9 protein-coding genes and 6 tRNA genes are annotated in these 13,862 nt (G+C 33.5%); 1 reads left to right on the top strand and 14 read right to left on the bottom strand.

The annotated features are described in order from the left end of the window. Positions 1-112 precede the first annotated feature (112 nt). The 8 genes from CVS91_RS07390 to CVS91_RS07355 form a co-directional block, all read right to left on the bottom strand. Positions 113-907 (bottom strand): hypothetical protein, encoded by a 795-nt coding sequence (locus CVS91_RS07390; protein WP_107831325.1) that lies wholly within the window; start codon positions 905-907, stop codon positions 113-115. A 190-nt stretch (positions 908-1,097) separates the two neighbouring features. Next, the gene (locus CVS91_RS07385) at positions 1,098-1,409 is read right to left on the bottom strand and encodes a hypothetical protein (protein WP_159071406.1); all 312 of its coding nucleotides are present in this window, start codon (positions 1,407-1,409) and stop codon (positions 1,098-1,100) included. A 70-nt stretch (positions 1,410-1,479) separates the two neighbouring features. After that, positions 1,480-1,962, bottom strand: a complete 483-nt coding sequence (locus tag CVS91_RS07380) for a hypothetical protein (protein WP_107831321.1) — start codon at positions 1,960-1,962, stop codon at positions 1,480-1,482. A gap of 270 nt (positions 1,963-2,232) precedes the next feature. Next, positions 2,233-2,601, bottom strand: coding sequence for a hypothetical protein (locus tag CVS91_RS07375; RefSeq protein WP_107831319.1), 369 nt, complete (start codon positions 2,599-2,601; stop codon positions 2,233-2,235). 335 nt (positions 2,602-2,936) lie between these two features. Further along, positions 2,937-3,257, bottom strand: a complete 321-nt coding sequence (locus CVS91_RS07370) for a hypothetical protein (protein WP_012001138.1) — start codon at positions 3,255-3,257, stop codon at positions 2,937-2,939. An 8-nt stretch (positions 3,258-3,265) separates the two neighbouring features. Then, positions 3,266-4,396, bottom strand: a complete 1,131-nt coding sequence (locus CVS91_RS07365) for a hypothetical protein (protein ID WP_107831317.1) — start codon at positions 4,394-4,396, stop codon at positions 3,266-3,268. Between the two features lie 617 nt (positions 4,397-5,013). Then, positions 5,014-9,651, bottom strand: coding sequence for a hemagglutinin repeat-containing protein (locus CVS91_RS07360; RefSeq protein ID WP_107831315.1), 4,638 nt, complete (start codon positions 9,649-9,651; stop codon positions 5,014-5,016). A 9-nt stretch (positions 9,652-9,660) separates the two neighbouring features. Continuing rightward, on the bottom strand, positions 9,661-11,433 hold the full coding sequence (locus tag CVS91_RS07355; protein ID WP_107831313.1) for a ShlB/FhaC/HecB family hemolysin secretion/activation protein: 1,773 nt from the start codon (positions 11,431-11,433) through the stop codon (positions 9,661-9,663). 412 nt (positions 11,434-11,845) lie between these two features. Between CVS91_RS07355 and CVS91_RS07350 the strand changes: the two genes are divergently transcribed. Beyond that, positions 11,846-12,598 carry a DUF4198 domain-containing protein gene (locus tag CVS91_RS07350; protein WP_107831311.1) on the top strand — a complete coding sequence of 251 codons (753 nt, stop codon included), beginning with the start codon at positions 11,846-11,848 and terminating at the stop codon, positions 12,596-12,598. Positions 12,599-13,186: 588 nt separating this feature from the next. Here CVS91_RS07350 and CVS91_RS07345 read toward each other — a convergent pair. From CVS91_RS07345 to CVS91_RS07320, 6 genes are all read right to left on the bottom strand, one after another. Beyond that, positions 13,187-13,261 (bottom strand) — tRNA-Glu (locus tag CVS91_RS07345). A gap of 5 nt (positions 13,262-13,266) precedes the next feature. Beyond that, positions 13,267-13,342, bottom strand: a tRNA-Lys gene (locus CVS91_RS07340). 116 nt (positions 13,343-13,458) lie between these two features. Beyond that, positions 13,459-13,535, bottom strand: a tRNA-Asp gene (locus CVS91_RS07335). Between the two features lie 11 nt (positions 13,536-13,546). Next, positions 13,547-13,622: transfer RNA gene (locus tag CVS91_RS07330), tRNA-Val, on the bottom strand. A gap of 16 nt (positions 13,623-13,638) precedes the next feature. Continuing rightward, positions 13,639-13,714, bottom strand: a tRNA-Glu gene (locus CVS91_RS07325). Positions 13,715-13,728: 14 nt separating this feature from the next. Continuing rightward, positions 13,729-13,804, bottom strand: a tRNA-Lys gene (locus tag CVS91_RS07320). Positions 13,805-13,862: the final 58 nt, after the last annotated feature.

Below are 13,862 nucleotides of genomic sequence, written 5' to 3'. Positions count from 1 at the left end.
GTTGGAAAATGGTAATCATATTTAGTGTCATTTGTTCTATATGATTCACTATAGATATTTAATACACCATCTACATCTAAGAATATTATCTTACTCATTTTATATCCTTTGTCTATTTCATCCTATCTGCAGTTGTTCTTTCTTTAGGTGCTGAATACTCGTTATTGAAATATCTATCTAATCCATAAATATCATTAAGTGTTCTAAAATATTTATCTTCTCTTCCTTCAACTGAGTCATCTGGAACTATAATAAATACTTTTCTAACTTCACTAATCTCTATCCTAAACCATTCTCTTTTTCCACTTGACGTAACCATTAAGAGTCTCCAATCAGCTGGATCTACTTTATCATTATAGTCAACAAACAGGTTTTCAAGTTCCTTAAGTGCAATTAGTGGCATCTGATTATTTTCATTTAATGGTCTAATCACACTAACTGGTTTATTTGGAGTATCGTCATATACTTTAGTTGCATATGACTCGTATGCAGTAAGTTTGATTATCAGATATTTATTTGATTTATCAAAACCTACTGCCTGTTCAAATATAGGAATTGTAGGTGCCTTCGAAGATAATAAATCACCTCTAACGAATTTACCATCCTTGAAGTTATATGGGAAATAAAATGCATTTCCTGGAAAAGAAATAACTGAACAAGTAATCTTAGGGTCTCTATGTTTAGGGTCCTTTTCAATATACTTAGATACCTCACTAACTAAGATATATTCAGGGCAATTATCCTTAATCTCCTTTTTCTCTCTTTTAACTATCATACGAATATTTAGACCAAAGTCATTATAAAACGCATAGGTATTAGTCTCATCTAATACAACTGGCTCTCTACCACATCCAGTTATAGCAACTACGACAACTCCAGCTAACATTGCTAACTTAAATTTATTCATTTTAATCCCCTTACCCTAAGTACCTTTCTAAATTAGATTTTTCTACATCATTGTACTAAAATTAGGCTTCAAGTAGATTAAATAAAATAGCACCTTTAGGCTCATTGAATTTCTTCCCAGTATATTCTTTCCATTCACCTTCAGTTGAAAGCATAAAACCATTAGAACAATTTCTTAGAGATTTTTTTATCTAACTTCCTACTGCTTTATTATTTAAAGCATGGTCAGTAGCATTTTTTATTTTATCCATTATGCCCTGATAAGGAGACTGAGTTATGCCACTTTTTAGATAATCAGAAACATTTAAAACTCCGCTAAATGCAGCTTCGTATAAATTTATATATGGCTTTGTATAGTCATTTTCTTTAGCTACGAAGTAGTTTTGAACTTTTCCCTCTTTATCTATATAGGTTTGATCTTTAAACTGCGATAGATACTCTTTTGCCTGTGCTAAATCTTGAGAATTTGCGTCAAACGAGTTATTCCATAGCATATCTGTCATGCTAGCAACAGCCATTAAAAGTAGCTTTAACGCTTCGTCTTGTGAAATGCCTTTTAAATTTGCATATTCTCTAGTTTTTTGTTTTACTAAATTTATCTCTTATATCCATAGATCTTTGGTTTTCATGAGTTATGGTCTTTACAAGATCTTTCATATTGGTTATGTTTTTGAAATTTATATAGCTAGCTCCAGTTTGCAAGCTTGTAAAACCTTTTACTTCTTCGCCATTATATCCTCTTTCATCTGTATATATAGACTTTATATCATTTGGTAGATATCCTAAATTCTTCATAACAGCAAGTGTTATTAGTGTCATAGTCTCTTTTCTTTGTACTTCGGTTGTAGTGCTGCTAGATAAAAATGCTTGTAGTTCTGGTGAGTTTGCCACCTCTTCTCTAACACCATTTAATACTTTGTATTGCTTGCTTACTTCTTTAAAGAATGAGAATATATTTGCTCTATCTGTAGTTGATATTTGCTTTATGGCGTCTATTATGGTGCTAGTATCTACTATCTCTTTAGCTATCTCCTTTTGCCCACTCTTAGTTAGCACTCTTAAATCCATACTACCATCTACATTTGAGCTTATGCTAGTATTTACTAGATCTTTTGTTAGTTTGGTTGTATCTCTATTTAGTCTTGTTAGATCATCAGAGTTTTCTTTATCAGCTATCTCTATGTTACCACTACCTAGAGTTGCTAGGTTTTTAGATAGTGTGTAGCTTAAATTTCTATTGTTTGGGTAGTTTATTGATTTTAGTCAGACCATAAAACTATCTACATTAAGAATTTTACTCTTTTATATATCTTGTGCCAACAGCTATTAGTCTAGTTTGTAAATGCACCAATCTTTATCCAATTTTAATTTATCCAAATCCACAAAAATTTTATCAGAATTTGATGCAATATTTTCTTGACTTTCATATGCTAAAACATATTTCTTTGATAGCATAAATGATTTTGGATAATCTATTCTAATTGCTTTTTCATCGATTTTATATTCGTTAAAATCTGCGATAATCAAACTACTAATATATCCTATATTATCCTGATCGTCGTCTGTTATTTCACCATTATATATAAATAATAGTTTAATAGTAAAATTTTCCAACGCTACATATAACGCACGCATATTTTGCGTAATTTCACCTTGTAGTGCTCTTTTGGTTGACGATAGAATTTTGGTGTCCATAATTAATCCTTATCAATATTAATTTGGTTTGCTAGGCACTATGTGCGCACCATTTTACTATAATAAACTATCCCTAAAATAATCAAAACTGCCGCTTTTATCACCCATTCTACTATTAAATCCAAATAGATGAAATCTATATTTTTATAAAAATCATTTTTGTTTTTTAATAAAACATCCACCAATAATTTTTCATTTTTTAATATGCCTAGCACTATTTGACAATTGTTATCCTTTCAATATTGTAACTACCATCATTTAGTCTAGTGAAATAAAAATATTTTTGGTAGTCCATTTAGATATAAAACCAATTCCTATATAACTGCTCATAATACCTACTCACTTATAAATTTTTCATACTCTTTTGGCACTTGTGGGTTTTTATTAAATAAAAGTGGCATATATTTATAAATATCGACCATTACAATTTCTTGATAAATATTATCTAATCGCCAATCTATTGTGTCGTAGCGTATGTTTGCATTCTTTACATTCTCTATTGTTAAATCTCCATTTTTTACACCAAAATGTATTATTTCGTTTAACTCATCTAATGAATAATGCCACTCATTGTGAAAAAAATTAAAAACAACCGAAATAATTCCGTCGCCTTCTATTGCCGAAGATAACAACTCTATAATATGTTCTTTTCTCATATTTTTCCTTATTTTAATGGAATTCTTACTTTTTCACTACCGACTGTTGCTTTCAGATACGGATTACCATGAATATCATCTTTTGGATTTGCATATCCCTTATTTAATTCAAACGAACCGCCTTTACCGTTTGTATATCTCACACCATCACCTTTTTTAAGGGCTTCTTTTGTCCAACCTTGTAACTCTTTGTCTAAAAATTTTTCAACATCTTTGATATTTGCATTTTTAAATGTATTTATATTTTTAATATCAAAAAATTCATTTACTATTTTTTCACTAGTTGCCTTAATATCACTTTCAGCAACCCCATCACTACTATTTTTATTATTTAAATTATGCTCGTTACGCTTTAAATCGGCATTAGATTTTGCAATAGTATTACTATTTACATTACTTTCTTTTAACTTCTCATCAGCCTTAACTACATTTTTTGAGCCTTTTACTATAGAGTAGGCTCCACCAACGAATATATCTATACTAACGCTAGCTGATAAATCAGAAGCTAATTTTATATCTTTTTTTCTTTGTTCATCATTACCTTTATTATTTATATCTAATAAATCATTGGCTATATATTCACTAAGCCCCTCTTTTATCCCCCTTGTAAAGCTATCTTTTACTTCATTACTAGCTACCGATATAGCTGTTTTAAGTAGTCCTTGTGTTGCTACTTGTATTACAAATATACCAGCTACTGCATTACTTTCGCCTATCGCCTTAGATATAGTGTCTACAGCCTTTGCACCTTTTATAACAAAGTCATAGAAATTCTCTTCTTTCGTATTAGTAACTTTTATAGTTGGTATACCATCTTTATCGAACGTTACCAAGTTGTCTGTTGAAGAATATAATGTTTTACTAGATATGGTGTTGTAGCTTTTTATTAGACTAATAATATCCCTATCGGACATTAAATTTTCTATCTGCTCATTGTCCAGTCCTTGCTGCTTAAAAATATTTACTATAGTTTCCCTTAGCCCATTATTACTTATTTCTTTATAAATTTCATTGGCTTTTTCTTCACTTAGTTTATTTCTAGGTAAACTATCTTTTATATATCTATTTAGGTTATCTAGGCTATTAGCCACTGATGTTATCTCTTTAGCTATATCCTTTTGCCCACTCTTAGTTAGCACCCTAGCATCCATACTACCATCTACATTTGAGCTTATGCTAGTATTTATTAGATCTTTTGTTAGTTTAGTAGTATCTCTATTTAGTCTTGTTAGATCATCAGAGTTTTGCTTATCTGCTATCTCTATGTTGCCACTACCTAGAGTTGCTAGGTTTTTAGATAAGCTGTAGCTTAAATTTCTATGGTTAGATAGATCTATTGATTTAAGACCTGTAAATTTATCTTCTTGATTGTTATTTGATTTGCTATCTTTATTGTTTTTATCTTCTAGGATATAGTTAGCTCCTATACTAAAGTTTGTTCCTTTGTTATAGCTTGTATTTGATAGGTTCTCATAGCTTAGGGTATTTGTTTTTAAATTTAGGTTGTGGTTATCTATAAAGGTATTATCTTTATCATACTCTCCTGCTGCTAGTAGTGATCCTTTTAGATGAGTGTTTTTACCTACCTCTACGTTTAGCTCATTTGCTGTTATAGATGAGAGAATGGTTTGTTTGGTTATTGTATTTGATCTTGATCTAGAGAAATTTGCATTGGTGCTAGATTTATCTATGGTGTTAATATCTACGAAATGGTTTTTATCAAATAATCCTGTTGTAGTTATACCATTACTCTTGGCTATAGTATTTTACCACTAAAGCCAACTCCTGCTGATATACTAAAGTCTTTTTGATTAGAAGTATATTTATCTCTTAGACTCTCTAAGAGTAGATTATTTCCTACTTTTAAATTTAGTGTTCCATCAGCTCTTAAATTTGCCCCCTTTATGGTTGTGTCATTGGCTGTGTTTATATTCATATCTTTATTAGATATTAGCTTTGAGTTATTATTGATGATGCTTTCACTATAGCTGTTTGATTGTGAGTGATCTAGACCTAGGCTTCCACCTCCTCCACCATACACAGTAAATTTAGCACTTCCACTAAGAGCCTTACTATTTTCATCTGATTCAAATCTATCTTGGCTAGAGTTTATATTTAGATCTTTAGTGTTTATATCTATATTATTATTAGCTAGTAGATTTGAGCCAGTTATGTTAGTGCTAGTATCTTTATGTGTATTAGTCGAGATATTTATGTTATTAGCTAATAGGTTTGAAGCGACGGAAGTTATTTGCTTGCTACTACTTTTTGTATCGCTACCGCTAATATCAGCCGCTACTCCTACGCTAAAGCCATATGTTCCTGAGCTTGCAGATGCTGCTGCTATTTGAGATATTAGAGCTGTTGTTTTAGAGGCTACATTTGTAGTAGCTAGTGCTACGTTTGTTATGTAGTATCTCTCTTCATCTTTTATATTATCTAATATATCACTTAGATCTTCTATGTCAGAAGCATTGATGCCTACTTCTTTGTTTTTATATCTTTGCTTTAGTTCATTTAGTTTGGTTTGTAAATTTGATTTTTCATTCTTATATTGTTCGTATTCTTTTTTTACGCTATTTAGTTGTTTGACGGCTTCTTGTAGGGCTATAGTGGCTGGAGCGATCTGTGCATATTCGTTTTGTGCAGTGATGGAGAGGGCAGCCTGTGCCTCTTTTAAAGTGGAGGTGGAATCGATTGTATCTGTGCTATTTGAGATGTAGATGTTGCCATTTTTACTAATTAAGCTAATATCTTCTTTTGCGTTTAGGTTTGAGCCTTTTACACTTATATCATAGTTAGTATCTATATTGATATTATTGGCATTTAGGGTAGAACTGATGGAATTTAAAGAAGAGGTGTTATTGGTAGCTTCTTTATATTTAGCGTCTGCTACTCTTAGCTTTATGCTAGTATCTTTTTTAAGCTCACTTAGGCTTTTTGGTTTAATATCTTTTAATATATCTTGCAATCTAGCTATGCTTACACTCTTGCTTTTAGATATGCTGTAGCTTTCATGAGTATTAGTAGCGTTTAAGATGGTGGTTTGGTTTGCTTTTACCTCTATATTTTTATCTGAGCTTAAATTTGCTGTGATAGTCGCATCAGATGTGTTTAAGTTTATGTTATCTTTAGCTGATATATTTGAAAGCTTTGATATACCATCAAGAGTGCCTTGTTCGTTATGTTTTGCACTATATATCTTACCGCCACTGGTTCCAAGAGTAGCCACATAGGTTAAAATTCCAAGAGGATTAAAAGTGGAGCTTTTGTGAATACTTATCTCTTTGCTTTGCTCTTTGGCTGCTAGTATAGAGATGGTATTTAAGGCATTTAAATTTAGAGCTGATGCTGAGTTTATATTTGAAGAGATGATAGATATATCTTTATTTGCATTTAAATTTATGTTGCCACTATTTGTTAATAGCGATGAAGAGGTTAGATTTAAATTTGATAAAGAGTGCATATCAATAGATCTTTTAAGCCCACCAAAGCCTCTTTTATTAGTTTGAGAATACTCTAAGCTCTCATATGCGCTAGGATTTATACTTATATTATTCGCATCTATATTTATATCATTTTTGGCACTTAAATTTGAGCCAGTTACTATTGCATTACCACCAGCCTTTAGACTGATATCACCTGCATTTAAATTTGAGCTAATTACCTTTTGATTTATAGCCATTAGCTGTGACTCTTTTTTAGAGAAAAAGCCCTTTGACTTCTCTTTAGTCTCCGTGCTCTCGTTTGTATTTGCTCCAACTACATATATATCATTTCCAGCTTCTATGTTTAGCTTGTTAGTAGCTCTTAAGTTACTTGAGCTTATCTGTGTATTTGACTTAGAGTTTAAATTTATATCTTTTGCGTCTAGGTTTGCGCTATTTAGCGTTTGGATGTTTTGGTTAAATTCCACACCTTTTTCTTTTGCGCTATGGCTGTAGGCAAACTCTTTGGCGTTTATATTTATATTATCTGCGTTTAAATTTATCTTATCAGCCTCTAAATTTGAGCCAGTGATGTTTAAATTTTCTTTAGCGTTTAGGTTAAGGCTCTCGTCTGCTTTTAAATTTGAAGCCTTGCTAAACTGAGATGACTCTTTGTCTAAGCTTATATTATTGGCATTTACATTTATACTTTTGGCTGAAATTTCACTTGAGTTGATACTTGCTGCGCCTGCTTTTAAATTTAGATCTTTAGAGTTTAGCTCTAGGTGATTTAGGTTTAAATTTTGTGAGTTTAGATTGATATTATCAGCCACTACGCTGCCAGCTAGGCTTATGTTGCCTTTGGCGTCTAGGTCTATGTTGTTAGCCATTACTAGAGCTGAGGCTTTTACGTTTTTATCTTTTGCTTCTTTTTTAAATTTGCTTATGCTCTCGTTTCTTGCTTCATATAGGCCATCAAGGATATTTGCTATATAAGCAGAGTTTATACTATCAAGGCTGTAGTAATACCCTTGGTTTTTAACCCTTCTATTTAGGTTTTTAATAACTGGGCTATTAAATATTGGCTCAGAGAATTTATCCAGATCAACATTTGCTAGCTTTATATCATCATTTAGTGCGTAGCTTGAAAAGTCCTGAGTGCTTCCTACTATGTTATTACCCGCTGCAAAGACTGCTGGCAGGCCAACATCAGTGTATGAGAAGTTAAAAACTTTTCCTGTTCCGCCCTTAGTTTTCCATCCTCCACCTCTATACCATTTCTTTTTCTCTTTCCATTTATAAACGCTATAGCTATTTACATTGTTATTTAGCATTAGAGCTATGTTTTCTACATTATCGCTATTTAGTTTTAAATCTCCACCAGCATATATAACACTCTTATCGTTTAAGACATCATTTACATTTAAATTTATATCATTATTAGCTATTATGCTGCCTGGGATGAAGTTAGCTTTATCATCTTCGTTTAGAACATCTTTAACTATGCTATATGTGATGGTTCTTTTTTGTTCATTATTCTTTGCTCTACTAGTATCAACTAGAACTTCGTTTGTATCATAGTCTAGTCTTAGGTTGTGAAATATCTTTTGACTGGTGCCTACTAGATGGGAGTCTTTGTGTAAATTTAGAGCATATAGAGCGCCATCTTTATTTGCAGCCTCTTTTAATACTAGCTCATTTACCTCGTTTTCATCTAGCTCACTTATATCTTTGCCTAGTTTTTTAGCTAGTCTGGTGATTATTTTTTCTTTTAGTTCTTTTAAATTTACACCAAGCTTATATCTATTGACACCCTCTTTTTTTAGGTGCATAGTGCCTTGTTTATGCACTGTATCTACCCTAGCCTGCGAGCTTGAGTTATTTACCAGCTTTTTAGCCTCTACGTTTATATCTTTAGCATAAATCTGACTAGATGTATTTACCAAAGTATCTGCTTTTATATTAAGGTTCTCTTTGGCTGCTATTAGCGCTTCATCTTTGTTTGTTATAGTATTTGCTTTTATGCTTGTATCTTTATTAGAAGCGATAGCGCCAGCATTAACTATATCGCCATCAAGGCTTATCTCTATGTTATTATTTGCTATAACTAGGCCGTTATTATTTACGCCTACGCCGTTACTTGTGCCAACTAGTTTGATTTTATTAGCATACATACCGCCAAGCGCGCTACTATCTAGGCTAAAGCTGTTTTCTTGGTTTTTAGTTTTTACGTCGTTATATAGTTTGCCATTGCTTGAAGCAACCGCCTTTTCACCGATGATGTTTAGCTCATTTGCGTGGATATTTGAGTTTAAATTTACAGCATTTGAGATGACATTTGTATAGTCGCTGCTCTTATCGTTTAGGCCGTCTCCTACGATGTCGATAGAGTTATTAGATATTAGCTCTATCTCTTTAGGACTTAGTTTATTGATACTACCTGTTGTTAGTGTGAGTGAGCGAGAGTTGATCATATTTAGACCATCTACGCTTATGCCATTTGGGTTTGCTATGACTACGTCGGCTCTACTACCTGCAACCTCTAAATTTCCTTTTAGAGATGATTTCTCAGCCGAATTTACCTTGTTGATAATAAGGCTTGCCTCTTTTGTAAGTCTATAGTTTGCATCTATCTGACCAGCTATCTTTGTATCTATATTTTTATTAGAGTTATTAAGGATAGTGCCAGTGGTTGGCGTATTAAACCTGCTATATTCATTTATGGAAACGCCTTTGCTATCAGGGTTTGTGATGTTTATTATTAGCGTATCATTAGGAGCTTTTAGTATATCAGGGCGGTTGCTAGCACCTGGGTCAGCTATGATGCTTGGCTCATTTGCTAATGCTGGCATAGTGCCAAGTAGCAAAGAGAGACTTACGTAGAAATTTAAGCCTATGGTTAAAAGGCTAGGTTTTTTTAAAAGGCTAGGTTTTTGTGCATTTGAAATTTGGTTGTTCTTTAGCATATTTTATCCTTAAAATTCGTAGCTTATGATGAAATTTACATTTGTTGATTTAGTTTCGAAACTCTTTGGTTTATAAAGAGGTTTAGAGACTGATATGTCGTAGTTTAGGTTGTTGTAGGCTTTTATGCTGCCTCTTAGACCTATGGCGTATCCTGCAAGGGTGTTTTTATCCTTTATGCCGCTACTTGGGGCTCTTACCATGCCAGCGTCAAGCCCTGCATAGACAGAGTTGCTCTTATAGTAGTTATATGAGAGGGTATTTCTTACGCTTACTCCGTGGTTTCCAACAAGCGAGCTCTCCCCGTCAAAGCCCCTAACACTGTAGTATCCACCTATGCTAAAACGATCTTGCAAGCTTAGTTTATTTAGACCATATCTTGCGTTGATATTTAGATCATAGCTTAGTGGAAGTTTAAATTTATATTTGTAGTTTAGGTTTAAATTTATTAGAGCAAACCTAGATGTAGCCTCCCCGCTATCCTCCAAAGGATCAGGCTGTGAGTTAAATATCCCAGTGCCTTTTTTATAAGCTAGCTTGGCGCTAAAAGCTTGGTTGTAAGAATTCCAGCTTGATTTTACGCCTACCTCATATCCAGCATTTCTTCTAGCTTGGTTATCTAGCTCGTAGTCCTCTAGGTAGTTTTTATTTTTTCTCTTAAATAGCTTTACATAAGCGCTATTTTTAAAATTTGAGTCCCTATAAAATGTATAAGCAAGGCTTAGTGAGTCACTCTCGCTTCTACCTTTATATGTGTAGAGGTTATAGGCTGCGTTTATGATCTGGGCGTAGTCATATTTGCTCTTTTCGTATTCAAGCATGAAGTAGCCAAACGGGATGCTAAAGCCGTAATAGTAGTTATTTGAAGCCCCGTGATCAGTGGCGCCATTAAATTTATTTGTAACCTCATACTTTTTAAGCACATCCTTGCCACGCGAGAAGCTAAAAATTTCGTTAAATCCAAGTAAATTTAGTATGCTTAAATTTAGCATGCCTTGGTACTTGCCGCTTTGTTTTGAGCCAAGGTTGTCAAGGCTAATAGCAGCCTTTAGTGGGAAGCTATCAACTCTAGTGATCACTATGTTTGAAAAGCCAGCTCTATTTGAAGGTAAGAATTTAATGCTAACATCATTTTTCGAGACGTTTTGTAGTGACTCAAGAGCCTGCTCGATATCTCTTATATTTGCCACTTTATTTTTATGAGAGTACTCACCAAATGCGCTAAATAGGCTAGCTCTATTTCTTTGAGTGTCAAGCTCATTGATGCTTATATCATCTATTAGACCAAGATTTATCACAAACTCTAGCTTGGCATCTTTTAGACTCTTTGTAACTAGGCTCGCACTTGAAGTGATATAGCCACTTTTTATTATCTCGTTGTTAAAAGAGTTTATGATTAGATTGATAGAGTTTTTGCCAAGACAGCTGCTTGGTTTAAAGTCAAGCTTGTTTAAGCTAGCCTCTAAAATAGAGCTAAATTTAGAAAAGTTATCTTGATATGCTTTTCTTATTATAGCCTCATCAGCACCACTACTAGCGTTAAAGCTAGCTACTTCGTTCTCATTTAAGAGTGAAATTTTATCTATTTTAAAGCATGGGGTTTCGTTTAAATTTAGCTTACCTTCTGAAGTTGGTTTTTCGTTAAGCAAATTTATGTTGGAGCTTTCGTTAAAAGAGCTTGCCATATTCGCCCTAATCTCTTCGTTGTTTAACTCATTTTTTAGATTAGTCTCATTAGCAAGTAGCGCAGCACACACCATGCTTAAAGATAAGAGAGTTCTCATCTTAACCTTCCTTGGAAATAACTATAAAGTTATATTTTTTAAAATAATTTAGTGACATTATAAAGGAGCTAATCTTAATATAATATTAAAATATAATGAGAAAAAATAATTTTTATACAAAATATTTCAAAAATGAAACTTTTTTGGCTGCATAAACGGCAAAAATAAATTTATCTTGGTTTATCCTCTTGTATGTAAAATTTAATTTTATATTGACAATGATTATTATTTTGATATAATTGCGCAACTGATTTATATTTCGTAATTTCAGTGATTAAACTATTTTTATAGACGTGCTGTTTTTATAAATTTTCTAAAACTTAACAAAATTTAGATCTATAAAAATTTAACAATATTTTTGTGATATATATTAGAAATAGAAAATAGACATTTTAATCTGAAAGGATAGGCAATGAACAAGCATTTATTTGCACTTTTGGCTTTGGCAGCACTTAGCAGCCACTCTTTAGCTCACGAATTTTGGCTTTTTGGAAGCAGCAAGGACGTAACTAGCGTTGATATCGGCTACGCAGACGACTTCCCAACTGTTGAAAAGATACCAGATAATAGGATCGCCCTTTTTGAAGCCCCATACGTTATAAACAAAAATGGCGAAAAACTGAGCTTAAAACAAAGCGGCGAAAACTACCACTATGAAAGGGCCAAACTAGAAGACGGCTCATACCTTATAGCTGGCGAGTATAAGCCTACGTTTTGGACAAAAGCGAGCGATGGCACATGGCACATGGGCAAAACCAAAGAGGACATCAAGGACGCCAAATACTGCAAAAAAGCGAGCATGAGCGCAAAAGGCATCATAAACAAAAACGCCAAGGACGACTCTGTAACAAAGCCTTCACAGCAGCGCTTAGAGATAGTCCCGCTTGACAATCCAGCAAATTTCAAAGTTGGCGTGCCATTTAAAGTAAAAATTCTATTTGAAGGCAAACCTTTAGAAAATGCCACGCTTGATGGAACATTTGATGGATTTTTAAAAGAAAAAAGCGCATTTCACGGCCAAACTGAGCCAGACGGCACGATAGAAGTACTTGCACTTAAACCTGGAAAATGGCTGCTACAAACAGTGCATAAAATGCCATTTGCCGACTCAAAAATTTGCGATGATGAGACGATTGCTGCAACGCTTGCATTTGAGCTAAAATAGATCAAATTTAAGATCAAGCAAGTTTTCATCTTAAATTTATAAAAGGGCGTAGTCAAATGCGCCCTGCTCTTTTACCTTATAAGTCAAATTTATCAAGACAAAATCAGCAAATGTATCAAATTTATGTATTTCTAAAAATTGAAATGACAAACTCCAGCAGTCATAATGTCATCATTATTTGTAATCTCTAAACTTTTATAAATTACTGTTCCGTTTTCGCCTAAAACCTTTTACTAAACTCAAGCACCTAGTTATTAAAACAAGTTTTTAGAGCTTCAGTAAAGAATTCTGAGATTTTTGAATACAGTATTTCAATATAATTTCTGCTATCTAAATACCAAAATTGTTTCGCATACCAGCAAGCAATCAAGAAAGTATCATAATCCATAGATGTAAAAAACGAGCGTTTCGTCGTTTTCTATATGGGTACTCTGGTAGTTTTTAACACAAATTCACCTTTTATAAAGAAAAAAGATGTTTTACACATTTTTACATCAAAGTTCAATTTATTACAGGTTAAATATTTATTAGTCAAATTTATCGCATTACCAGTAAATTTCAAAATTTGAGTTAAATTTAGAATAAAAATGGTGACCCATACGAGACTCGAACTCGTGTTACCAACGTGAGAGGCTGGTGTCCTAACCGCTAGACGAATGGGCCAAAGATGGTGCCCCGTGTAGGTCTCGAACCTACGACCCCATCATTAAGAGTGATATGCTCTACCAACTGAGCTAACGAGGCAAGATTAAATATCAATAACAAAGTGTTATCTTAGAACTTATAATCTTAAAATTTAATTTGATCACTCAAAAAACAAGAAAAATAGAATCAAGAACCTTAACCTAAGGCTTAGTAGATGGCGCAGCGGACGGGGCTCGAACCCGCGACCTCCGCCGTGACAGGGCGGCATTCTAACCAACTGAACTACCGCTGCACCTAAAGCAATGGTGGTCGCTATAAGACTCGAACTTATGACATCCACCTTGTAAGGGTGGCGCTCTACCAACTGAGCTAAGCGACCTAAAATTTAAAATATCTGGCGACCCTTAGAGGATTTGAACCTCTGTTCCTACACAGAGAAAGTAGAGTCCTGAGCCACTAGACGAAAGGGTCATAAACCCAAAAAATGGTGTCCTGCGTTGGATTCGAACCAACGGCCCCCTCATTAAAAGTGAGATGCTCTACCGACTGAGCTAGCAAGACATGATTATTTAAAAAAGAATTGAGATTATACAAAAAACATTATTATATGTCAAGAAAA

Origin of the sequence: Campylobacter concisus (assembly GCF_003048985.1) — a bacterium.
GTDB lineage: Bacteria > Campylobacterota > Campylobacteria > Campylobacterales > Campylobacteraceae > Campylobacter_A > Campylobacter_A concisus_AY.
The sequence above is the reverse complement of the archived record's forward strand: the minus strand, read 5'-3'. Positions and strand labels throughout refer to the sequence as shown.

Bases quoted from the DNA above. Each gene is read 5' to 3' on its own strand.
- CVS91_RS07375 (WP_107831319.1), bottom strand. From the start codon at position 2,601: ATGGACACCAAAATTCTATCGTCAACCAAAAGAGCACTACAAGGTGAA.
- CVS91_RS07355 (WP_107831313.1), bottom strand. From the start codon at position 11,433: ATGAGAACTCTCTTATCTTTAAGCATGGTGTGTGCTGCGCTACTTGCT.
- CVS91_RS07390 (WP_107831325.1), bottom strand. From the start codon at position 907: ATGAATAAATTTAAGTTAGCAATGTTAGCTGGAGTTGTCGTAGTTGCT.
- CVS91_RS07370 (WP_012001138.1), bottom strand. From the start codon at position 3,257: ATGAGAAAAGAACATATTATAGAGTTGTTATCTTCGGCAATAGAAGGC.
- CVS91_RS07385 (WP_159071406.1), bottom strand. From the start codon at position 1,409: ATGACAGATATGCTATGGAATAACTCGTTTGACGCAAATTCTCAAGAT.
- CVS91_RS07360 (WP_107831315.1), bottom strand. From the start codon at position 9,651: ATGCTAAAGAACAACCAAATTTCAAATGCACAAAAACCTAGCCTTTTA.
- CVS91_RS07350 (WP_107831311.1), top strand. From the start codon at position 11,846: ATGAACAAGCATTTATTTGCACTTTTGGCTTTGGCAGCACTTAGCAGC.